The following is a 22,349-nucleotide window of genomic DNA, read 5'->3' as shown; positions in this document are numbered from 1 at the left end:
ATCTGCTGCGGACCGAGGGCCTGCAAAGGGCAGATACGATACACCTGCGACGGCTAAACAGTAAGACTTCGCATTGCCGCATGCCAAAAACACCGAGGACTTATGTGGGAGGGGGCTTGCTCCCGATTGCGGTGGGTCAGCTAGAGATGAGTTGACTGACACACCGCTATCGGGGGCAAGCCCCCTCCCACATTGGATCTTCATTGCTTTTAGTGTTTGGCAGCGGCCAGGATCAGGGCCTTCATCTCGGCGACCGCACCTTTGAAACCGACGAACAGCGCATGCGCCACCAGCGCGTGGCCGATGTTCAGCTCGTTGATGCCCTTGATCGCCGCCACGGCTTCGACGTTGTGGTAATGCAGGCCATGGCCGGCGTTGACGATCAGGCCTTCACGCAGACCTTGGGCCACGCCGTCGATAATGCGCTGCAACTCGGCGGCGACTTCGCTCGGCGTGGTCGCATCGGCATAACGCCCGGTGTGCAATTCGATGGCCGGCGCACCGACCCGGTGCGCGGCTTCGATCTGGCGCTCGTCGGCGTCGATGAACAGCGAGACTTCGCTGCCGATCTGCGACAGACGCTCCACCGCAGCCTTGATCCGCGCTTCCTGGCCGGCCACGTCGAGGCCGCCTTCGGTGGTCAGTTCCTGACGGGTCTCCGGCACCAGGCAGATATGCGCCGGGCGGATGCGCTCGGCGAACGCCATCATTTCTTCGGTGACGCCCATTTCGAAGTTCATGCGGGTTTGCAGCACGTCCTTGAGCAGCAGCACGTCGCGCTCCTGGATGTGACGGCGGTCTTCGCGCAGGTGTACGGTGATGCCGTCGGCGCCCGCTTCTTCAGCGTCCAGCGCGGCTTTGACCGGGTCTGGGTAACGGGTGCCCCGGGCCTGGCGCAGCGTGGCGACGTGGTCGATATTGACGCCGAGAAGAATGCGATTGCTGGTGGTCACGGAAGCGCTCCTGAAAAGGGGAAAGAAACGCTGCACAGCATACACGGGGTTGTCAGGGCTTTCGAAACAACTCGCGACTGACCAGCGGCCGCCCGCCCAGATGCACGGCCAGGGCCTGGCGCATCAGGCGCTTGGCGGCGGACAAGGCGCCGGGGGCGCTCCAGTCGGCTTCGCTCATGGCCAGCAGCTCGGTGCCCTGGAACAGGCCGGGTTGCAGCAGGTACACACGCTCCAGGCCGGCGTCGACCTGCAGACGATACATGCCGTCGGCGGCAATGGGTTCGCCATGCAGGTCGTTACTCAGTTCGAAGCCATAGCCGAGGTCGTCGAGCAGGCGCCATTCGAACGCGCGCAACAGCGGCTCCAGCGGACGGCCTTCGGCCAGGGCCAGCAGCGTCGCGGCGTAGTGATCGAAGACCGCCGGGTGCGGGTCTTCGGCCGGCAGCAGGCGGATCAGCAATTCATTGAGATAGAGGCCACTGAACAGCGCTTCGCCATTGAGCCAGGCAGAGTTGCCGACGCTTTCCAGGCGGCCGACGTTTTTCAGCTCGCCCTTGCCACGAAACTCCACGTCCAGCGCCACGAATGGCCGCGCCAACGTGCCCGCCTTGCCCCGCGCACTGCGCAACACCGCGCGCAGGCGACCTTGGGGCGTGAGGAAGTCCACCAAGGCGCTGGTCTCGCGGTAGGCGCGGCTGTGCAGCACGTAGGCGGGCTGGCTGGGAGGCGGGGTTGAGGACATGGGTTCTCGTTGCTGGAATGCACTAGTGAAAACGACACAAACCTAATGTGGGAGGGGGCTTGCCCCCGATGGCGGTGGCTCAGTCAAAATATTTAGTGACTGACACTCTGCTATCGGGGGCAAGCCCCCTCCCACATTTTTTGCCCTGCGGTGTTCTTACAGGTCGCCGTAACCCAGGGAGCGCAATGCGCGCTCATCATCGGACCAGCCACCCTTCACCTTCACCCACAGGTTCAGCATGATCTTGGAATCAAACAGCAATTCCATGTCCTTGCGCGCTTCGGTGCCGATGCGCTTGATGCGCTCGCCCTTGTCGCCAATGATGATTTTCTTCTGGCCGTCACGTTCGACGAGGATCAGCGCATGGATATGCAGGGTTTTGCCCTGCTGCTTGAACTCTTCGATTTCGACGGTGATCTGGTACGGCAGCTCGGCGCCCATCTGGCGCATGATTTTCTCGCGTACCAGTTCGGCGGCGAGGAAACGGCTGCTGCGGTCGGTGATCTGGTCTTCCGGGAAGAAGTGCTCGTTCTCCGGCAGGTAGCCGGCGATCACGCGCTCCAGGGCTTCGAGGTTGTGCCCGTGCTGGGCCGAGATCGGCATGATCTGGGCATTCGGCAGTTGTTCCTGCAGCCAGCTCAGGTGCGGCATCAGCTCGGCTTTGTCTTCGATGCGGTCGGTCTTGTTCAGCGCGACGATCAACGGGCCGGTGACATATTGCACACGTTCGAGAACCATCTGGTCTTCGTCGGTCCACTTGGTGCGGTCGACCACGAAGATCACCACGTCGACGTCTTTCAACGCGGCCGAGGCGGTCTTGTTCATGTAGCGGTTCAGGGCTTTCTCGCCGCCTTTGTGCATGCCCGGGGTGTCGACGTAGACCGCTTGTACGGCGCCTTCGGTCTTGATGCCCAGCATGTTGTGGCGGGTGGTCTGCGGCTTGCGCGAGGTGATCGCAAGCTTCTGGCCGAGGATGTGGTTGAGCAGCGTGGACTTGCCCACGTTGGGACGGCCGACGATGGCGACATAGCCACAGCGTGTTGCGGTTGAATCAGTCATGGCCATTCTCCACGCCCAGGGCAATCAGTGCTGCAGCGGCCGCTACCTGTTCGGCAATACGACGGCTCACACCCTGACCTCGGCTTTTTTCATTCAATAAGGTGATTTCACATTCCACGAAAAAGACGCGGCAATGGGGCTCACCCTGGATATCCACCACTTCGTAGCGTGGCAGTTCGCACCCGCGGGACTGCAGGAATTCCTGCAGGCGGGTCTTGGGATCTTTGTTGGTGTCGACCAGGGTCAGGCTTTCGATCTCGGACGTCAGCCAGGCGGTGACGCGCGCCTTGGCCGCTTCCATGCCCGCATCCAGATAGATGGCGCCGATCAGCGCTTCAAGGGCGTCGGCCAGGATCGACTCGCGACGGAAACCGCCGCTTTTCAACTCACCGGAGCCCAGGCGCAGGTACTCGCCCAGGCCAAAACCACGGGCCAGCACGGCCAGGGTCTCGCCCTTCACCAGCCGCGCACGCAAGCGCGACAACTGGCCTTCACGGGCTTGCGGGAAGCGTTCGAAGAGCGCTTCACCGGCAACGAAATTGAGGATGGCGTCACCGAGGAATTCCAGGCGTTCGTTGTTACGCCCAGCAAAACTGCGGTGTGTGAGGGCAAGGACCATCAGTTCCTGGTCCTTGAAGGTGTAGCCGAGCAGGTGCTCGAGACGGCTTAGAGAAACGCTCACGGTTTACCCATATCTGTTTGGTGGCACCGGCGGCCATCGACGATTGACGCAGTGTTCAAATTCAAATCCTGATTGGTGCTGCATGAGGCCGGAAATTGTCCCAGCCCCAGAAAAGCATTCGGCGCTGTGATCACAGCGCCGTCTGTATTACTTGATCAGCCCGACCCGCGAGAAGTTCGGCAGGTGGCTGAGCTTGGGTTCCGGCCAGCTCATCCAGACCGCGAAGGCCTTGCCGACGATATTCTGGTCGGGAACCATGCCCAGCAGGTCCTTGGGAATGGTGGGGTCATCCCAATAGCGGCTGTCGTTGGAGTTGTCGCGGTTGTCGCCCATCATGAAATAGTGCCCGGCCGGCACTTTCCATTCGCCATCGGGCATTGCGCGGTAGCGGCTCATTTCCTTGCGGATTTCGTGCTCCACCGCACCGAGTTTTTCCTGATACAGCTCGGCGCTGCCCAGGGTGTTCGGCTCGGCGCCCAGCAGCTTCTCGGCCACCGACTCGCCGTTGATGAACAGGCGCTTGTCGCTGGTATAGCGAATCACGTCACCTGGCAGGCCGACCACACGCTTGATGTAGTTGACGTTCGGATCGCTCGGGTAGCGGAACACCATCACATCGCCGCGCTGCGGGTCACCGATCTCGATGACTTTCTTGTCGATCACCGGCAAGCGGATCCCGTAGGAAAACTTGTTCACCAGGATGAAGTCGCCCACGTCCAGGGTCGGTTTCATCGACCCCGACGGAATCTGGAACGGCTCCACCAGGAACGAGCGCAGCACCAGCACGATGAACAGCACCGGAAAGAACGATTTGCCGTATTCAACCAGCAAAGGCTCTTTGTTCAGCTTCTCGATCACCACGACATCGGGCTGGCTGACGCTGCCCTGATAGGACGCGATAGCCGCCCGCCGACGCGGGGCGAAGAACACCAGATCGAGCAACGCCAGGAGTCCGCAAACGGCAACGGCGATGACCAGCAACAGCGGGAAATTTAGCGACATAGGACCTAACTATCCAACCTGAGCACCGCAAGGAAGGCTTCTTGTGGAATTTCCACGTTGCCCACTTGCTTCATGCGTTTTTTACCGGCCTTTTGCTTCTCAAGCAGCTTGCGCTTACGGCTGACGTCGCCACCGTAGCATTTGGCCAGTACGTTCTTTCTGAGTGCCTTGACGGAAGTCCGCGCAATGATCTGCCCGCCAATGGCGGCCTGGATCGCGACGTCGAACATCTGGCGCGGAATCAGTTCTTTCATCTTCTCGGTCAACTGTCGACCTTTGTAGTGCGCGTTGTCCTTGTGCACGATCAGTGCCAGGGCATCGACCTTGTCGCCGTTGATCAACACATCCAGTTTCACCAGATTAGCCGATTGGTAACGATCGAAATGGTAATCCAGCGAAGCATAGCCGCGACTGGTGGATTTGAGACGGTCGAAGAAGTCCAGGACCACTTCGTTCATCGGCAAATCGTAGGTCACTTGTACCTGGGTCCCGAGGAACAGCATGTCGTGCTGGATGCCGCGCTTCTCGATACACAGGGTAATGACGTTGCCCAGGTGCTCCTGCGGCACAAGAATATTGGCGCGCACGATCGGCTCACGCATGTCTTCGATGGAAGACAGGTCCGGGAGCTTGGACGGGTTGTCGACGTAAATCGTTTCACCGTTTTTCAGCAACAGCTCAAAAATAACGGTTGGCGCGGTGGTGATCAGGTCCAGGTCGTATTCGCGCTCAAGGCGCTCCTGGATGATCTCCATGTGCAGCATGCCGAGGAAGCCGCAACGGAAGCCGAAGCCCAGGGCGTCGGAGCTTTCCGGGGTGTACTGCAACGACGAGTCGTTGAGGGTCAGCTTCTGCAGGGCTTCGCGGAAGTCTTCGAAGTCGTCGGAGCTGACCGGGAACAGGCCGGCGTAGACCTGCGGCTGGATGCGTTTGAAGCCCGGCAGCACGTCGACGTCAGGGGTGCTGCTCAAGGTCAGGGTGTCACCCACCGGCGCGCCGTGGATGTCCTTGATGCCGGCGATGATGAAGCCGACTTCACCGGCTTTCAGATCAACGGTGGCAGTATGCTTCGGGTTGAACACACCGACGCTGTCCACCAGGTGGATCTTGCCGGTGGATTTGACCAGGATCTTGTCGCCTTTCTTCACACGGCCATGGCGCACGCGTACCAGGGAGACAACCCCCAGGTAGTTGTCGAACCAGGAGTCGATGATCAACGCCTGCAGCGGATCTTCGATGTTGCCGGTAGGCGCGGGGATGGTCTTGACCAGGCGCTCGAGCACTTCGTCGACGCCCAGGCCGGTCTTGGCGCTGCACTCGACGGCGTCGGTGGCGTCAATGCCGATGATTTTTTCGATTTCTTCCTTCACGCGGTCCGGATCGGCCTGCGGCAGGTCGATCTTGTTCAGCACCGGCATGACTTCCAGGCCTTGCTCGATGGCGGTGTAGCAGTTGGCCACGGACTGGGCTTCGACGCCCTGCCCCGCGTCCACCACCAGCAGCGCGCCTTCGCAGGCCGCCAGGGAACGGCTGACTTCATAGGTGAAGTCGACGTGGCCTGGGGTGTCGATGAAGTTCAGCTGGTACTTGATACCGTCTTTGGCGGTGTAGTACAGAGTCACGCTGTGGGCCTTGATGGTGATCCCGCGCTCGCGCTCGAGGTCCATGGAGTCCAGTACCTGGGCTTCCATTTCACGCTCGGCAAGGCCGCCGCACATCTGGATGAATCGATCGGCCAGCGTCGACTTGCCATGGTCAATGTGGGCGATGATGGAGAAATTGCGGATATGACTCAAATCACTCACGGATCAACACTCAAAAAGGCTGCAGGCAGACTGCCCGCTGAAAAATAGCCGGGAATTGTACCTGATGCTCGGGCAGGACGTCATCTTTGCTGACCAGAACAAAAATGCCCCGATCTCTCGAACGGGGCATTTTTTGCTCATAAGCGCAGGCTCACCCGGCGCGGCGCAGCAGCCAGAACCCGGCCAGGGCGCAGATCGCGGTCGGCACCAGCACCGCAAACAGCGGCGAGAAGCCGAACACCAGGCTCGACGGGCCAAGCAAATCCTGGGCGATCCGGAACGCGAAGCCCACCAGCACGCCGGTGAAGACCCGCTGACCGAGGGTCACGGAGCGCAACGGGCCGAAGATGAACGAGATCGCCATCAGCACCAGCGCGGCGGTGACCACGGGCTGCAGCACCTTGACCCAGAACGCCAGCCAGTAACGGCCGTTATTCAGGCCCTGATCCTTGAGGTAGTGGATATAACTCCACAAACCGGAGATCGGCAGGGCTTCCGGGATCATGACCACGGTATTGAGCAGTTCCGGCTTCAGGGCGATGTCCCATTGCTCGGTCGGCACACTGATCACTTCGGTGCTGGCCTTGATGCCTTGGCCCACATTGCGGAAGTAAGTGGTGGTGACATCACTCAGCGTCCATTTCTCAGCACTGTACTGCGCGCGCCTGGCGAAACTGGAGGTCAGCATGTGCCGCTCTTTGTCGAACGTGTAGCGCGTCACACCAATCAGCAGGCCGTCGGGCTGCACGGCGTTGATGTGGATGAATTCATCACCCTGACGGTGCCACAGGCCGTGCCTGGCGCTTTGCGCATCGCCCGAACCCTGGGCCAAGGCACGATTGGCCTGGGCAGTGGCTTCGGACGGTGGCGCCACGTACTCGCCGATCAGCACGCTGCACGCCATCAGCAACAGCATCGGTTTCATGACGGCCCAGACGATACGGCCGATGGAAACCCCGGCCGCACGCATGATCGTCAGCTCGCTGTTGCTGGCCAGGCCGCCCAGGCCGATCAGGCAGCCGATCAACCCGGCCATCGGCATCATTTCGTAGAGACGACGCGGGGCGGTCAGCGCCACGAAGCTCAATACGTCCGTCACGGTGTAGGTGTCGGTGACGTTGCCCACTTCATCAATGAAGGCGAACAACGACGCCAGCCCGAGAATGATGCCCAACACCGCCAGGATGGCGATCAGTACGCTGCTACCGATGTAGCGATCGAGCTTAGCCACGAGCCAACTCCTTCTGGCCACGACGGCTCTTCATTTTCAGACGTATAGGTTCCCAGTAGAGCAGCCCGAGGCCGATCATCAGGAAGACCCCGTGTACCCACCACAGGCCCAGGGTCGGCGACAGCTTGCCCTTTTCCAGGGAACCACGGGCGGAGATCAGGATGGTCAGGTAGGCCATGTACAGCAGGATCGCCGGCAGCAGCTTGAGGAAGCGGCCCTGGCGCGGGTTGACGCGGGACAGCGGCACGGCCATCAGCGTCACGATGAACACCAGCAACGGCAGGGAAATACGCCATTGCAGCTCGGCGATGGAACGCAGTTCCGGGCTGCCGAAAAGCGACGACGTCGGGAGTGCATCGCGGTCGGTGACTTCTTCGCTGATATCAGGACGAGCCAGCATTACGCCATAAGTGTCGTATTTGATTGCCCGATAATCCGCCAGGCCCGGGCTGCCGTCATAGCGATAGCCATTTTCCAGGATCAGGTAACGGCTGCCGTCGGGGCGAACTTCCTGCCGGCCGCTGTCGGCCACCAGAATCGAAATGCCACGGTCTTTCTGGTTCTGCCCAAGGTTTTTCTGGGAAATGAACACGCCGCCGAGGTTGGCGCGGTCATCGGTCATGGTTTCGGTGTAGGTCACCCGCGTGCCGTCGTTGAGTGCCTGAAAGCGCCCGGGCTCGAGGGTGTCGAACTCAGTCATCGCGTCCTGCTTGTTCAGCAGCAACTGGAACTGCATGGCACCTTGCGGCGCCAGGCTCATGCTCAACCAGGCCACCAGCAGGGCAACACCGGCGGCCGGCACCATGGTCATGGCCAGCAGACGCTGCTGGCTCATGCCGGTGGCCGAGAGCACAGTCATTTCACTTTCAAGGTACAACCGGCCGTAGGCCAGAAGAATGCCGAGGAACAGGCCGAGCGGCAGAATCAGCTGCAGAAAGCCTGGCAGGCGAAAGCCCATGATCAAGAACAACGAGCCCGGATCCAGGGCGCCAGAAGCCGCCTGGGCAAGGAACTTGACGAAACGACCACTCATGATGATGACCAGCAATACCGCGCTCACGGCACTCAGGGTCAACAGGACTTCGCGGGACAGATAACGGAAGACAATCAAACCAGACACTCCAGGGTTGTCAGGCTAAGGCGGCCAAACAAGCAAGCATAACGAGTCGGCCCGTTTAAACAGGCCGGCTAAAAAGATTGCGCATTATCCTGTGATTGACCGCGCCTGTCACGGAGCTTACTCATGCGCGTACACAAAGCCTGCGGCAAGGGTTGTCAGGCTCCGCCGCCGAGGTTCAAACTGCGGCCTTTGTCGCTGGCGGTTTACACGGCTGCCAGGCTTTAAAAGCCGGAGCACACAGACTCCAGGCTCACAGACCTTTATAAGGGACCCGAACATGGAATTGGTTGTAAAAAGCGTTAGCCCCGAAACGTTGAAAACCGCCACCCTCGCGGTCGCTGTCGGCGAAGGCCGCAAGCTCGGCGTTGCGGCCAAACAACTCGACGAACTGAGCGGCGGCGCCATCAGCGCGGTCCTCAAGCGCGGCGACCTGGCCGGCAAGGTCGGCCAGAGCCTGCTGCTGCAAAGCCTGCCGAACCTGAAGGCCGAGCGCGTATTGCTGGTGGGCGTGGGCAAGGACGCCGAACTCGGCGACCGCCCGTTCCGCAAGATCATCAGCGGCATTCTCACCACCCTCAAGGGTCTGGGCGGCAGCGACGCGACGCTGGCACTCGATGAAATCGTGGTCAAGGGCCGTGACAGCTACGGCAAGACCCGCCTGCTGGCCGAAAGCCTGCTCGACGGCGGCTACATCTTCGACCAGTTCAAGAGCCAGAAAGCCGAACCGCGTGCCTTGAAGAAAGTCACCCTGCTGACCATCAAGGCCGCCCAGGCCGAAGTCGAACGCGCCGTGAGCCACGCCCAGGCCATCGCCGCCGGCATGTCGTTCACCCGCGACCTCGGCAACCTGCCGCCGAACATCTGCCACCCGACCTACCTGGGCGAGCAGGCCAAGGCGCTGGGCAAGGAATTCAAAAGCCTGAAAGTCGAAGTGCTGGATGAGAAGAAGATCAAGGAACTGGGCATGGGCTCGTTCTATGCGGTCGGCCAGGGCAGCGACCAGCCGCCACGCCTGATCGTGATGCAATACAACGGCGGCAAGAAGGCCGAGAAGCCTTACGCCCTGGTCGGTAAAGGCATCACCTTCGACACCGGCGGCATCAGCCTCAAGCCGGGCCTGGGCATGGATGAGATGAAGTACGACATGGGCGGCGCCGCCAGCGTGTTCGGCACCCTGCGCGCGGTGCTGGAGCTCAAGCTGCCGATCAACCTGGTGTGCATCCTGGCCTGCGCCGAGAACATGCCGAGCGGCGGCGCGGCCCGTCCGGGCGATATCGTCACCACCCTGAGCGGCCAGACCGTCGAAATCCTCAACACCGACGCCGAAGGCCGCCTGGTGCTGTGCGATGCGCTGACCTACGCCGAACGCTTCAAGCCACAGGCGGTGATCGACATCGCCACCTTGACCGGTGCCTGCATCGTTGCTCTCGGTTCCCACACTTCGGGTCTGCTGGGCAACAACGACGAGTTGATCGAGCAACTGCTCAGCGCCGGCAAGGCCGCCGATGACCGCGCCTGGCAACTGCCGCTGTTCGATGAGTACCAGGAACAGCTGGACAGCCCGTTCGCCGACATCGCCAACATCGGCGGCCCGAAAGCCGGCACCATCACTGCAGCCTGCTTCCTGTCGCGGTTCGCCAAGAACTTCAACTGGGCGCACCTGGACATCGCCGGCACCGCCTGGACCAGCGGCGGCAAGGACAAGGGCGCTACCGGCCGTCCGGTGCCTCTGCTGACCCAGTACCTGCTGGATCGCGCCAAGGCCTGAAAACCGTGACTCCGGGGCGGCGTTACCGCCGCCTCGGGCTCCAGGAACCGCAATGACCCAAGTTGACTTCTATATACTGCCCAGCGCCGATCCGCTCGCGCGCCTGGACTTTGCCTGCAAACTCACCGAAAAAGCCTGGCGCATGGGCCACCGCATCTACCTGCATTGCAGCGATGCCGCCCAACGCGACGAGCTCGACGCACGCCTGTGGCGCTTCAAGGGCGAAAGTTTCGTGCCCCACGGCCCTGCGGAAAGTGAACCCGACGGCCAGGTGGTCCTGGGCGTAGGCGACAGCTGCGGCGATCACCATGACCTGCTGGTCAACCTCGACCTGAAAGTCCCGGCCTTTGCCAAGGCGTTCGCCCGTGTGGCGGAAGTGGTGGTGGAAGATCCGGCTATTCGTCAGGCCGCGCGGGAGAGTTTCCGTTTCTATCGCGAACAGGGCTATCCTTTGCAGGATCACCGGCTACAACGACTTTGAGTGCATGATGGACACCCCGAACACGCTAAAAAAAGACGACCACCTGTTGGACGACCTGGAGTCGATCCGTCAGTTGCTGGGTGATGACAACCTTCAACCGCCGTTATTGACAGAAACCGTCAATGGCGACGTGCAGATCCCCTTGTTGTTCGACATGGTCGGCGCCAAGCCGGTTGAGCCGCTCGAACCGCAACCTGCGCCGGCCCCACCGGTTGTCGAAGCGGCGCCCGCTGCCGCGCCTGCCGAAAAAACCCCGGATGCCTTGCTGCTGCACCTGGACAACGAACTGCGCGCCGCCGCGCAACTGATCATGCAAGACGTGATCGACGACTTCGCCCCGCATATCGAAACCGAGATCAAGCGCCGGATGGATGCGCGGATGGAGCGGTTGCTCAGTCAATACCAGAATTAGCGCCCCTGTAGGAGCGAGCTTGCTCGCGAAAATCGTCAACGATGGCGCGGACATCCTGAATGAACGCGCGGCCCTTCAGGTTTTCGCGAGCAAGCTCGCTCCTACCCCTCGCCCCTATCCCCCGTTATACTTGCCGGCTTTCCTGAATTAATGCCAACTAGGGTCCCGCCGCGCATGGATAAGACCTACCAGCCGCACGCTATTGAAACTTCCTGGTACCAGACCTGGGAGTCCGAGAATTATTTCGCTCCGCAAGGTGCGGGCGATTCCTACACCATCATGATTCCGCCACCGAACGTCACTGGCAGCCTGCACATGGGCCATGGCTTCAACAATGCGATCATGGATGCGTTGATCCGTTTCCGCCGCATGCAGGGCCGCAACACCCTGTGGCAACCGGGCACCGACCACGCCGGTATCGCCACGCAGATGCTGGTGGAGCGCCAACTCGAAGCCACCGGCCAGAACCGTCACGACCTGGGCCGCGAGAAATTCCTGGAGAAAGTCTGGGAATGGAAGGACCAGTCCGGCGGCAACATCAGCCGTCAGATCCGTCGCCTGGGTTCGTCCGTCGACTGGAGCCGCGAGCGCTTCACCATGGACGACGGCCTGTCGGAAGCCGTGAAAGAAGCCTTCGTGCGCCTGCATGAAGACGGCCTGATCTACCGCGGCAAGCGCCTGGTCAACTGGGACACCAAACTGCACACGGCGATTTCCGACCTCGAAGTGGAAAACCACGACGAGAAAGGCTTCCTGTGGAACCTCAAGTACCCGCTGGCCGACGGCGCCAAGACCGCTGAAGGCCACGACTACCTGATCGTCGCCACCACCCGTCCGGAAACCATGCTCGGCGATGCCGCCGTGGCCGTGAACCCGAACGATGAGCGCTACCAGGCCCTGATCGGCAAGTTCGTCGAGCTGCCGCTTGTCGGCCGCCGCATCCCGATCATCGCCGACGACTACTGCGACCCCGAATTCGGCACCGGCTGCGTGAAAATCACCCCGGCCCACGATTTCAACGACTACGAAGTCGGCAAGCGCCACAACCTGCCGCTGCTGAACATCTTCGACAAGAATGCCGCCGTACTGCCGGCCTGCCAGGTCTTCAATCTGGACGGCACGCTGAACGCGAGCATCGACGGCAAGATCCCGGCCGAATACGTCGGTCTCGACCGTTTCGAAGCGCGCAAGCAGATCGTTGCCGCCTTCGACGCCGCCGGCCTGCTGGTCAGCGTCGACGACCACAACCTGAAAGTGCCGAAGGGCGACCGCTCCGGCACCATCATCGAACCGTGGCTGACCGACCAGTGGTACGTGTCTACCAAGCCGCTGGCTGAGCCTGCGATTGCAGCCGTGGAAGATGGCCGCATCCAGTTCGTGCCTAAACAGTATGAAAACATGTACTTCTCGTGGATGCGCGACATCCAGGACTGGTGCATCAGCCGTCAGCTGTGGTGGGGCCACCGCATTCCGGCCTGGTACGACGAGTCGGGCAAGGTCTATGTCGGCCGCGACGAAGCCGAAGTGCGCGCCAAGCACAACCTCGGCCCGGACGTGGCGCTGCAGCAGGACAACGACGTACTGGACACCTGGTTCAGCGCGGGCCTGTGGACCTTCTCCACCCTGGGCTGGCCGCAGCAGACCGAGTTCCTGAAGAAATTCCACTCCACCGACGTGCTGGTCACCGGCTTCGACATCATTTTCTTCTGGGTTGCCCGGATGATCATGCTGACCATGCACCTGGTGAAGAACGAAGACGGCACGCCGCAAGTACCGTTCAAGACCGTGTACGTCCACGGCCTGGTGCGCGATGGCCAGGGCCAGAAGATGTCCAAGTCCAAGGGCAACGTTCTGGACCCCCTGGACATCATCGACGGTATCGACCTGGAAACCCTGGTGCAGAAACGCACCTCGGGCATGATGCAGCCGAAACTGGCGAAGAAGATCGAGAAGCAGACCCGCGACGAGTTCGCCGACGGCATCGCCAGCTACGGCACCGACGCCCTGCGCTTCACCTTCTGCTCGCTGGCGTCCACCGGTCGCGACATCAAGTTCGACATGGGCCGCGTCGAAGGCTATCGCAACTTCTGCAACAAAATCTGGAACGCGGCGCGCTACGTCCTGGATAAAGGCGAAGACTGCGGGCAGAACGGCGAAGAAGTCGAACTGACCCTGGCCGACCGCTGGATCATCTCGCAACTGCAGCGTACCGAAGCCGAAGTGACCCGCCAACTCGACCAGTTCCGTTTCGACCTGGCCGCGCAGGTCTTGTACGAGTTCATCTGGAACCAGTATTGCGACTGGTACCTGGAACTGTCCAAGCCAGTGCTGTGGGACGAAAATGCGCCGGTCGAACGCCAGCGCGGCACCCGTCGCACCCTGGTGCGCGTCCTCGAAGTGGCACTGCGCCTGGCGCACCCATTCATGCCGTTCATCACCGAAGAAATCTGGCAGCGCCTCGCGCCGCTGGCCGGTATCCAAGGCAAGACCATCATGCTGCAACCTTGGCCGGTGGCCAACGAAGCCCGCATCGATGAGGCTGCCGAAAGCGATATCGAATGGCTCAAGACCCTGATGCTCGGCACGCGCAACATCCGCGCCGAGATGAACATCGGCCCGGGCAAGCCACTGGCGGTGTTCGTGAAGAACGCCAGCGCCGAAGACCAGCGTCGTCTCAGCGAGAACGATGCGCTGCTCAAGAAGCTGGCCAAGCTCGAATCGATCACCGTATTGGCGGATGACGCCGAAGCGCCACTGTCGGCGACCGCACTGGTCGGCGACATGGAAGTGCTGGTGCCGATGGCCGGCCTGATCGACAAAGGCGCGGAACTGGCCCGTCTCGACAAGGAAATTGCACGCCTGCAAGGCGAAGTGCAGCGGGTCGGCGGCAAGCTGTCCAACGCGGCATTCGTCGACAAGGCACCGGCTGAAGTAATCGACAAAGAACGCGCCAAACTGGCCGAGGCCGAACAGGCCCTGGGCAAGCTGGCGGAGCAACATGCGCGGATTTCCAGCCTGTAAGGGCTAGCCGTGTGAAAAAAGAGACCTGCGGGTCTCTTTTTTTTCCTTTGCAAACCCGATCAATGTGGGAGGGGGCTTGCTCCCTCCCACATTTGATCGAGTTGACCTCAGGATGTGTGACAATGCCCACCACTTTGAGCCAACACCAGAATCATCATGACCGCCCCCAGCACACCGAAACCTCCGCGCAAGAAGCCCAAGACCGCCGCCACGGCCAAACCCGTCGTGCCGCGCAAAGAGGCCAGCCTGCACCCGCGCAACCGCCACCAGGGCCGTTACGACTTCCCGGCGCTGATCAAGACCACGCCGGAACTGGCGCAATTCGTGATCATCAACCCCTACGGCAAGGAAAGCATCGACTTCGCCAGCCCGGACGCCGTGCGCGTATTCAACCGGGCGCTGTTGAAGTCCTTCTATGGCGTGCAGCATTGGGACATCCCGGCGGATTACCTGTGCCCGCCGGTGCCAGGGCGTGCCGACTACGTCCACTTCCTCGCCGACCTGCTGGCCAGTGTCAATGACGGCGAAATCCCCCGCGGCGCGCCGGTCAAGGTGCTGGACATCGGCATGGGCGCCAACTGCGTCTACCCGCTGATCGGCTACAGCGAATACCGCTGGCACTTCCTCGGTTCGGAAGTCGACCCCACCGCCGTCGCCGCCGCCAAGGCCATCGTGCAGTCCAACGGCCTGAACAAGGCGATCCAGCTTCGCCAGCAAAGCAACCCCAAACAGATCCTGCTGGGCCTGCTGGAACCGGGCGAGCGCTTTGACCTGACCATGTGCAACCCGCCGTTCCACGCGTCCATGGACGAGGCCACCAAAGGCAGCGAACGCAAATGGCGCGCCCTGGGCAAGGCTGACCCAAAACGCAAGTTGCCGGTGCTGAACTTCGGCGGCCAATCGGCCGAACTGTGGTGTGAAGGCGGTGAAGCGCGCTTCGTGACGCAATTGATCGCCGAGAGCGCGCACTTTGCCCACAAGGTGTTGTGGTTCAGCACCCTGGTGTCGAAAGCCTCGAACCTGCCCGCGATCGAGACCGCGCTGAGAAAAGCCGGCGTGCTGCAAAGCCAGGTGGTGGAAATGTCCCAGGGCCAGAAACAGAGCCGCTTTGTCGCCTGGACCTTCCAGACCCCATCCGAGCAGCAGGTATGGCGCCAGCGCTGGGCGCGCAAAGACTGAGCCTAAATCCCGGGCAACAAAAAACCGTGCCCGGATCGCTCCGGCGCACGGTTTTTTTTGCTGCGTCTTACTTGTTAACAGCGTCGGTCAGGCCTTTGGCCACAACCAGCTTGATAACTTTCTTGGCAGCGATTTCGATGGCAGCGCCAGTCGAAGGGTTACGGCCAGTACGGGCAGGACGCTCGGTCACTTTCAGTTTGCCAACGCCTGGCAGAGTGATTTCGCCGCCGTTTTCCAGCTGATCAGCAACAACTTGGCTCAGTTGGTCCAGCAGAGCGCGCACGGTGGTTTTCGGTGCGTCTACTGCTTCAGCCAGGTCAGCGATCAGTTGGTCTTTAGTAATAGCCATTGTGGTGTTCCTTCCCTATCAAATTCATATGGATTGCAGAGTGCAGTGTCAGCCGTCGAGCCCGACCGTCAAGGCCTGGCATCCCCGGCTATAACCTCGGAGATCGGGGTTATAGATGCTTGAAACGAGGATTGGTTCGACCTGACAAATACTGAATGCACGCTTAACGCCGAGTCTTGGGCGTAAGACCGGGCAAAACTAGCACAGAGACGGGGAAATATCCGCTTCTACCTACCCATTTGGTCAGCTTTATCGCTCTAAACCGTGAAAAAAAGGCATATGGCCCGTCGGAGGCCTTCCAAAACACCTTCAAAGCACGTCTTGGCCAATGGGTGCGGTACACTGGGCGACTTTTCGGGGAGGCCAACCGCTCCCCTATCAACCAGCCGAGAAGCCTATGCCGATCCGTCATTGCATCGTCCACCTGATCGACAAAAAACCCGACGGCACACCCGCAGTTCTCCACGCCCGCGACTCCGAACTTGCCGAGTCGGCCGCGATCGAGAACATGCTTGCCGACCTCAACGAGAGCTACAACGCCAAACAAGGCAAGGCCTGGGGTTTCTTCCATGCCGAGTCGGGCGCGCACCCGTTCAGCGGCTGGTTGAAGGAGTATTTCGACGGGGGCCAGGATTTCACCACGTTCAGCCGCACCGCCGTCGAACACCTGCAGAAGCTGATGGAAGAGTCCAACCTGTCCACCGGCGGCCACGTGCTGTTTGCCCACTACCAGCAAGGCATGACCGACTACCTGGCCATCGCCCTGCTGCACCACAGCGAAGGCGTGGCGGTCACCGACGAACTGGACGTGACGCCATCGCGCCACCTGGACCTGGGCCAGTTGCACCTGGCGGCGCGGATCAACGTGTCCGAGTGGCAGAACAACAAGCAGTCCAAGCAGTACATCTCGTTCATCAAGGGCAAGAACGGCAAGAAAGTCTCGGAGTACTTCCGCGACTTCATCGGCTGCCAGGAAGGCGTCGACGGCCCGGGCGAAACGCGCACCCTGCTCAAGGCGTTCAGCGACTTCGTTGAAAGCGAGGACCTGCCGGACGAAACAGCCCGCGAAAAGACCAAGACCCTGGTGGACTACGCCAGCAGCCAGGCCAAGCTCGGCGAGCCGATGGGCCTGGAAGAACTGTCGGGGCTGATCGATGAAGATCGGCCTAAGGCGTTCTATGACCACATCCGCAACAAGGACTATGGGCTGTCGCCGGAGATCCCGGCCGACAAACGCACCCTCAACCAGTTCCGCCGCTTCACCGGGCGCGCCGAAGGGCTGTCGATCAGCTTTGAAGCGCACCTGCTGGGCGACAAGATCGAGTACGACGAAGCCGCCGGCACCTTGATCATCAAGGGCCTGCCGACCCAACTGACCGACCAGCTCAAGCGCCGCAACTGATGCTCGGCGGGGTCCTTAAAAAAGTCCTGCTGGTGTTGCTGGTGGTGGTGGCGATCCAGAACTGGGGCAAGGTCGAACGGCTGTTCAACCCGTCCCAGGTGGTCCCGGAGCAAACGCGGGCTTCGGCGCGCGTGGTGCTCTACTCCACCGAGTGGTGTGGCTACTGCAAACAGATCCGCCGCTTCCTCGACCAGAAAGGCATTCCGTACCAGGCGCTCGATATCGAAAAAGACACCCAGGCGCGCAAGGCCTATGAAGCGTTGGGCGGCGGCGGGATTCCGTTCGTGGACGTGAACGGCACGTTGATTCGCGATTACAGCCCCGAGAAGATCATGGCGGCGCTGAAGTAATCAGCGCACCACGATCAGCCGCCCCAGCAGCGTGTGCTGCTCGAACCCCAGCACCGCTTGCAAGCCATTCAGCACGGCTTGCGGATCGTTGCTCGGGAAACTGCCGCTGACACGCCGGGAGCCCACTTCGTCGTTGAGCAGCAGGATGCGCCCAGGGTAGTAACGCTGCAGATCCTCGATCACCTCGGCCAGCGGTGCCTTGTAGTAGTTGAGCCAGCCGTCGCGCCAGGCCAGGCGAGATTCGCTGTCGACCGCGTGCAGGGGCTCGGCCACGCTCTCGGCGTAGCTCATTTGCTGGCCCGCCGTAAGAATTTGCTGCGCACCCTGCTTGGCCGGCGTGACGCCGACCCGCCCCGACAACACTGTCACCTGCGCGCCCGCCGGTTGCAGACGCACTTCGAACTGCGTGCCCAGCACCCGTGTTTCACCACTGCCCGCGCCCACCACAAATACCGCGCCGGTGTGAGTCACGCTGAAAAAGCCCGCGCCGCGCCGCAGTTGGACATGCCGCTCACCTTGGCTGAAATCCACGGCGATGGCGCTGTCGGCATCCAGGGTGACGCGGGATTGATCGGCCAGGGTCACGGTTTTCACCTCGCCCGGCGCCGTCACGTAGTCCGCCCCCAGGTCATCGACCCAGCGCGACGGTTGCCAGCCGCCGCCCATGCACACCATCAACACCAGGCACGCGGCCATGGCCAGGGCGCCCACCCCGCGCATGGCCCGTGAGCGCTGCGAGGTGTGCATCGCATTCAGGTAGCCGTGTAAGGCCAACGCGTCTTCGTCCGCCAGTTTACGCGCCGGCACTTCGCTCAACTCCCATAGCACCTGGGCCTGGGAATAGGCCTCGACGTGTGCCGGATCAGCCCGCAGCCAAAGGCTGAAGGTGGCCTGGTCGCCGCTGCTGGGCTGGTCGTGCAACAGGCTCAGCCAGGCCAGTGCGGCCTGTTGCTGGTCGGGCGTGGGAGTGACATTCACGGTGCTTTCCCTGGCGTGCGTGGAGGCGATGGCTCGCGAAGGCTGGCTTTGCAGGCTTCGAGGGCACGCATCATATGTTTTTCCACGGCACTTTGGGACAGCCCCATGGCCTTGGCGATTTGCGCGTATTTGCGGCCATGGATGCGGTTGAGCAGGAAGATCTGGCGGGTGCGCTCGGGCAAGCTGCGCAAGGCCGCCTCGACGTGGCGCAGGTCGTTGCCGGCCTCCAGTGCAGCCTGGGGTTCGGAGCCTTGATTGTCCTGCTGCTCGGGCAACCAGCCTTCGTTGCTGCGCACCCGCGCGCCTTCGCTGCGCAGGTGGTCGATGGCGATATTGCCGGCGCAGCGCAGCAGGTACGTGCTGAGTTCTTCGACCTGCACCAGCGGCCGGCGCCAGAAGCGCAGGAACAAGTCCTGCACCAGGTCGGCTGCAGTGGCACGACAGCCCACGCGCCGGCTGACCAGCGCTTCCATCTGCGAACGCTGGGACAAAAACACCTGCAGGAAATGCGCGCGCCCACCCGCCGCGTCCGCGTGCGGGCTGTCCTGGGGTTCCGGTGGCGTACTGATCATCATGCGCGGCTCACAGGGTGGCAAAGGCTGCGACGGGACCGGCCAGCAGGCCGACGCCCGCCAGGCTCAAGGCCAACCTCGGCCAATACGGCAACAGCAGCACCAGCAGCAGCGCGCTGAGCATCAACACCGCGCACCACTCCACCAGGCCTTGGGCCCACCCCGAGGCAGCCACCGCTGGCCAGATCGATAGCGTCAAGGCCCCCCCGCCGACCGCGCGCAACCCCAGGCGGCGGCGCGGCGACGGCTTGCTGCGCAGCAGTTCGCCATGGTGACGGTCGGTGGACAGGCACAGTGCGGTAAACCCGACGTAGCACATCAGCCATGCAAGCAGCATTCAATGCGCCTCCGGTTTGAGAGTGAGCGCGCGCGCCCGTTCGGCCTTGGGCTGGGGCGCCGTGCGGTGGTGCATCTTCCAGGCGGCCCAGGCGAGGAATCCTCCGCTGCCCAGGCACGTCAGGTCGAAGCCGGCCATGGCCCAGTCGCCCGTCGCCAGTGACACGCCCAGGTGGTGCGAGGTGGTCAGCGCGTTGAGCGCAGGGATCGCGCCAAACAACAGCGCGCCAACGCTCAGTTGCTCGACCCAGGCCTGGCGCCCTCGGCGCAGCATGGCGTGCAACAGGCTCAGGCCCCACGCGATAAAGAACATTTGCACTTCCCAGTCGGCGCGCTGGGCGAAGCTCACCGGCAACAAACGGTTGGCCCAGAAGAACGCCGCGATGGCGATCAACAACCCGGACATGCTGGCGATATTGAGCACTTCGACCAGGCGCAGCTCAAACGGCATGCCGCCGGTTTTGGCGTGCTTGAGCTGGCGCTTGCCGAGCCAGATCACCAGGCCGGTGCCGATCATCGCGGTGCCCGCCAGCCCACAGATAAAATACAGCCAGCGCAACACCGGGCCGGCGAAACGGCCCATGTGCAGGCCATAGAAACTGCCACCGATCGCCGCCGGCAGCGATTGCTCGGCGCTGACCCGCAGCCGCTCGCCGGTACTGCCGTTGAACGACACGGTGCTGCCGAAATCATGCACCACGCGGTCGGCGCCGGCGCGGACCACATTGACCGAGGCATTCGCATCACTCGGGTTATTCACCACCAAACGCCCGACATGCCCGCCCGCCCACTGCGCCCGCGCCTGTTCGTACATCGGCAGCAACGGCAACAATGTGCCGGGCTGGCCCAGCGCCGGGGCGTTGTCGGTGGCGGGGAACACCTCGTTGAAGAAGGCCCGGCTGTCGTTGCCGTAAGAGGCCACGATCGGGGCCGGCATGACCATGCTCATGAAGATCACCAGGCTGCTGTAGGTGATCATCAAATGAAACGGCAGCACCAGCACGCCCACGGCGTTATGCCCGTCGAGCCAGGAGCGCTGGCCCTTGCGGGGGCGGAAGGTGAAGAAGTCCTTGAAGATTTTTTTGTGGGTGATGATGCCGGTGATCAACGCGACCAACATCACCATCGCGGCGAAGGTGGATAACCAGCGGCCCCAGGGGTACGGCATTTGCAGCTGGAAGTGGAAGCGATAGAAGAACTCGCCGCCCATGCTTTCGCGGGCTTGCACGGCTTGGCCGCTGACCGGGTCGAGGACTTTCTGGATGAAGTTGCCGCGTTTGCCCGGGTCGACCTTGTCTTGCCACATCACCGACAGGCCAGGGTCGCGGCTGTTCGGCAAGGTAATAATCCAGCGCGCGGCGGTGGGCGCCTGCTGCTGCAGGTAGGCTTGGGCCACCGCGAGGCTGCGCCCATCGTCCAACGGCCTGGCCTGCACTTCGGGCTGGGTCCAATGGCTGATTTCATCCTTGAAATACGACAAGGTGCCCGTCAGGAAAATCGCAAACAGCAGCCAGCCAAAGATCAGTCCGGCCCAAGTGTGCAACCAGGCCATGGCCTGGCGGAATCCTTCTTTCATGTGCGTGCCATCCATACACCCACACCTGCCAGGGTCGCGAACAACGCGCTCGGCAGCATCACGCCACACCAGGCACGCCATGCCGTGCGGCAGGCAAAGCACCACAGCACCGCCAACAGGTAGAACACAAACGAACTCATCATCCCGGTGATCACTGCGTCGGCGCGGGACGTGGGCAGCCACAGCGCCAGGCAGACGGCGGCCAGAGACGCCATCAGATAGCCGCCGACCACAGCGGCCAATGCGCGTGACGTGACAGCGAGGCGGTAAGCGGCGGGAAGCGAGGTTTTGCTTTTCATGCGGGGAGCGCCAGGTTCATCAGAGCGCAATATTAATGATAAATATTCTCATAAGCAAAAGAGAACGGATGAATCACCTGCTCGAAGGCGTGAGATCTAGCTGCCCGCCAGGCAACTCGGGGTGCCCGCGACCAGGGCGTCGATGGCGCAGCGCGTCTTGGCCGGCATGTGCGCCGCGGTGGGCCAGATCACATGGATCGGCGCGGGTTGCTCGCGGTAGCTCGGCAGTACCGCTTCCAACTGCCCGCGCAGCACATAGTGCGCGATCAGCCAGCTCGGCAACCAGGCCAGGCCCACGCCAGCGATGGCGGCATCGGCCACGGCCTGGAGGTCGTCCATCATCAGCGGCGAGGCGACCCGCGCGCGGTGCGGGCGGCCTTGGGCATCATTGAGTTCCCACTCCAGGCGTGGCGCATTGCAGCGGTAGGCAATGCCGCGGTGCCCGGCCAAATCCTCGAGACACTCGATTCGACCGACGCGGCGCAAATACGCCGGCGCCGCCGCCAGGCCGATGGCCTGTTCGCCCAGGCGCCGCGCGCTCAAGCGGTCGGTGTCGGGTAACGCGCCGATTCGCACCGCCAGGTCGAAGCCTTCCTGGGCCACGTCGATCAGCCGGTCAGAAAACGAAATATCAATCTCCAACTGCGCAAAACGGTCCAGCAAACCCCACAACGCCGGCGCCGCGTAGTGATGCCCGAAAGCCAGCGGCAGGCTCGCCCTCAAGCGCCCGCGAGGCTGCCGCCGACCGCTTTCGAGCACAGATTCGGCCGCTTCCAGCTCGGCCAGCGCGCGCAGGCAATGCTCGTAATAAGCCTGCCCGTCCTCAGTCAACCGCTGGCGGCGGGTGGAACGCTGCAACAGGCACGTGCCCAGGCGCGCCTCGAGGCGCGCCAAGCCTTTGCCCACGGCCGAACGGGTGAGGTTCAGCCGTTCGGCGGCTTCGGTCAGGTTGCCGCTCTCGACGATCTGCAGAAAGAGTTCAACGCCATCAAAACGTGGGGTGGCCATGCTGTAATTGTCGCCTTTGATTCC

Annotated in this window: 22 protein-coding genes; 7 read left to right on the top strand and 15 right to left on the bottom strand. The window is 62.1% G+C overall.

Annotated elements, in window-relative coordinates:
• Positions 1 to 209: 209 nt before the first annotated feature.
• The 8 genes from pdxJ to lptF form a co-directional block, all read right to left on the bottom strand.
• Complete coding sequence (gene pdxJ, locus TU80_RS09200) at positions 210 to 953, bottom strand: pyridoxine 5'-phosphate synthase (protein ID WP_017844546.1); 744 nt, start codon at positions 951 to 953, stop codon at positions 210 to 212.
• Between the two features lie 52 nt (positions 954 to 1,005).
• Entirely contained in the window at positions 1,006 to 1,695 is a 690-nt protein-coding gene (recO, locus tag TU80_RS09195; protein WP_017844545.1) for a DNA repair protein RecO, read from the bottom strand.
• Positions 1,696 to 1,851: 156 nt separating this feature from the next.
• Positions 1,852 to 2,754 (bottom strand): GTPase Era, encoded by a 903-nt coding sequence (gene era / locus TU80_RS09190; protein ID WP_003210432.1) that lies wholly within the window; start codon positions 2,752 to 2,754, stop codon positions 1,852 to 1,854.
• Positions 2,747 to 3,436, bottom strand: a complete 690-nt coding sequence (gene rnc, locus TU80_RS09185; protein WP_046384585.1) for a ribonuclease III — start codon at positions 3,434 to 3,436, stop codon at positions 2,747 to 2,749. Before rnc ends, era begins: the two co-directional genes overlap by 8 nt.
• A 147-nt stretch (positions 3,437 to 3,583) precedes the next feature.
• Positions 3,584 to 4,438, bottom strand: coding sequence for a signal peptidase I (gene lepB / locus TU80_RS09180; RefSeq protein ID WP_046384586.1), 855 nt, complete (start codon positions 4,436 to 4,438; stop codon positions 3,584 to 3,586).
• Positions 4,439 to 4,443: 5 nt separating this feature from the next.
• Positions 4,444 to 6,243, bottom strand: coding sequence for a translation elongation factor 4 (lepA, locus tag TU80_RS09175; protein ID WP_017844542.1), 1,800 nt, complete (start codon positions 6,241 to 6,243; stop codon positions 4,444 to 4,446).
• A 151-nt stretch (positions 6,244 to 6,394) separates the two neighbouring features.
• Positions 6,395 to 7,474: an LPS export ABC transporter permease LptG gene (gene lptG, locus TU80_RS09170; RefSeq protein ID WP_057004311.1), complete on the bottom strand. Its 1,080-nt coding sequence runs from the start codon at positions 7,472 to 7,474 to the stop codon at positions 6,395 to 6,397.
• Positions 7,467 to 8,585, bottom strand: coding sequence for an LPS export ABC transporter permease LptF (lptF, locus tag TU80_RS09165; protein WP_046384588.1), 1,119 nt, complete (start codon positions 8,583 to 8,585; stop codon positions 7,467 to 7,469). Before lptF ends, lptG begins: the two co-directional genes overlap by 8 nt.
• A gap of 286 nt (positions 8,586 to 8,871) precedes the next feature.
• Between lptF and TU80_RS09160 the strand changes: the two genes are divergently transcribed.
• From TU80_RS09160 to rlmF, 5 genes are all read left to right on the top strand, one after another.
• On the top strand, positions 8,872 to 10,362 hold the full coding sequence (locus TU80_RS09160; protein WP_057004310.1) for a leucyl aminopeptidase: 1,491 nt from the start codon (positions 8,872 to 8,874) through the stop codon (positions 10,360 to 10,362).
• Between the two features lie 52 nt (positions 10,363 to 10,414).
• Positions 10,415 to 10,843 (top strand): DNA polymerase III subunit chi, encoded by a 429-nt coding sequence (locus tag TU80_RS09155; protein WP_057004309.1) that lies wholly within the window; start codon positions 10,415 to 10,417, stop codon positions 10,841 to 10,843.
• Between the two features lie 7 nt (positions 10,844 to 10,850).
• Positions 10,851 to 11,255 carry a hypothetical protein gene (locus TU80_RS09150; protein WP_057004308.1) on the top strand — a complete coding sequence of 135 codons (405 nt, stop codon included), beginning with the start codon at positions 10,851 to 10,853 and terminating at the stop codon, positions 11,253 to 11,255.
• A 174-nt stretch (positions 11,256 to 11,429) separates the two neighbouring features.
• The gene (locus TU80_RS09145) at positions 11,430 to 14,276 is read left to right on the top strand and encodes a valine--tRNA ligase (RefSeq protein ID WP_057004307.1); all 2,847 of its coding nucleotides are present in this window, start codon (positions 11,430 to 11,432) and stop codon (positions 14,274 to 14,276) included.
• 156 nt (positions 14,277 to 14,432) lie between these two features.
• The gene (gene rlmF / locus TU80_RS09140) at positions 14,433 to 15,455 is read left to right on the top strand and encodes a 23S rRNA (adenine(1618)-N(6))-methyltransferase RlmF (RefSeq protein ID WP_046384592.1); all 1,023 of its coding nucleotides are present in this window, start codon (positions 14,433 to 14,435) and stop codon (positions 15,453 to 15,455) included.
• 67 nt (positions 15,456 to 15,522) lie between these two features.
• Here the strand turns inward: rlmF and TU80_RS09135 are convergent, their stop codons facing one another.
• Complete coding sequence (locus TU80_RS09135; RefSeq protein WP_003188840.1) at positions 15,523 to 15,804, bottom strand: HU family DNA-binding protein; 282 nt, start codon at positions 15,802 to 15,804, stop codon at positions 15,523 to 15,525.
• A 397-nt stretch (positions 15,805 to 16,201) separates the two neighbouring features.
• On the opposite strand from TU80_RS09135, the gene yejK reads away from it, so the two are divergent.
• Both yejK and TU80_RS09125 read left to right on the top strand, forming a co-directional pair.
• Positions 16,202 to 17,206, top strand: coding sequence for a nucleoid-associated protein YejK (yejK, locus tag TU80_RS09130; RefSeq protein ID WP_017844533.1), 1,005 nt, complete (start codon positions 16,202 to 16,204; stop codon positions 17,204 to 17,206).
• On the top strand, positions 17,206 to 17,556 hold the full coding sequence (locus TU80_RS09125; protein WP_057004306.1) for a glutaredoxin family protein: 351 nt from the start codon (positions 17,206 to 17,208) through the stop codon (positions 17,554 to 17,556). Before yejK ends, TU80_RS09125 begins: the two co-directional genes overlap by 1 nt.
• On the opposite strand, the gene TU80_RS09120 is transcribed toward TU80_RS09125, so the two are convergent.
• The 6 genes from TU80_RS09120 to TU80_RS09095 all read right to left on the bottom strand — a co-directional run bounded on the left by TU80_RS09120 (position 17,557) and on the right by TU80_RS09095 (position 22,325).
• A complete protein-coding gene (locus TU80_RS09120; RefSeq protein WP_057004305.1) occupies positions 17,557 to 18,534 on the bottom strand; it encodes a FecR family protein in 978 nt (325 codons plus the stop codon).
• A complete protein-coding gene (locus tag TU80_RS09115; RefSeq protein WP_017844530.1) occupies positions 18,531 to 19,109 on the bottom strand; it encodes an RNA polymerase sigma factor in 579 nt (192 codons plus the stop codon). Before TU80_RS09115 ends, TU80_RS09120 begins: the two co-directional genes overlap by 4 nt.
• A gap of 7 nt (positions 19,110 to 19,116) precedes the next feature.
• The gene (locus TU80_RS09110) at positions 19,117 to 19,443 is read right to left on the bottom strand and encodes a DUF3325 domain-containing protein (RefSeq protein WP_057004304.1); all 327 of its coding nucleotides are present in this window, start codon (positions 19,441 to 19,443) and stop codon (positions 19,117 to 19,119) included.
• Positions 19,444 to 21,018, bottom strand: a complete 1,575-nt coding sequence (locus TU80_RS09105; RefSeq protein ID WP_057004303.1) for a PepSY domain-containing protein — start codon at positions 21,016 to 21,018, stop codon at positions 19,444 to 19,446. It abuts the gene before it with no gap.
• Positions 21,015 to 21,317, bottom strand: coding sequence for a DUF3649 domain-containing protein (locus TU80_RS09100; protein WP_046384598.1), 303 nt, complete (start codon positions 21,315 to 21,317; stop codon positions 21,015 to 21,017). The genes TU80_RS09105 and TU80_RS09100 overlap by 4 nt, the downstream gene beginning before the upstream one ends.
• Positions 21,318 to 21,413: 96 nt before the next feature.
• On the bottom strand, positions 21,414 to 22,325 hold the full coding sequence (locus TU80_RS09095; protein WP_057004302.1) for a LysR family transcriptional regulator: 912 nt from the start codon (positions 22,323 to 22,325) through the stop codon (positions 21,414 to 21,416).
• Positions 22,326 to 22,349: the final 24 nt, after the last annotated feature.

Origin of the sequence: Pseudomonas veronii, from assembly GCF_001439695.1 — a bacterium.
Classification (GTDB): Bacteria; Pseudomonadota; Gammaproteobacteria; order Pseudomonadales; family Pseudomonadaceae; genus Aquipseudomonas; species Aquipseudomonas veronii.
Note: the sequence above shows the minus strand (reverse complement) of the source record. Positions and strands in the feature narration are given on the sequence as shown.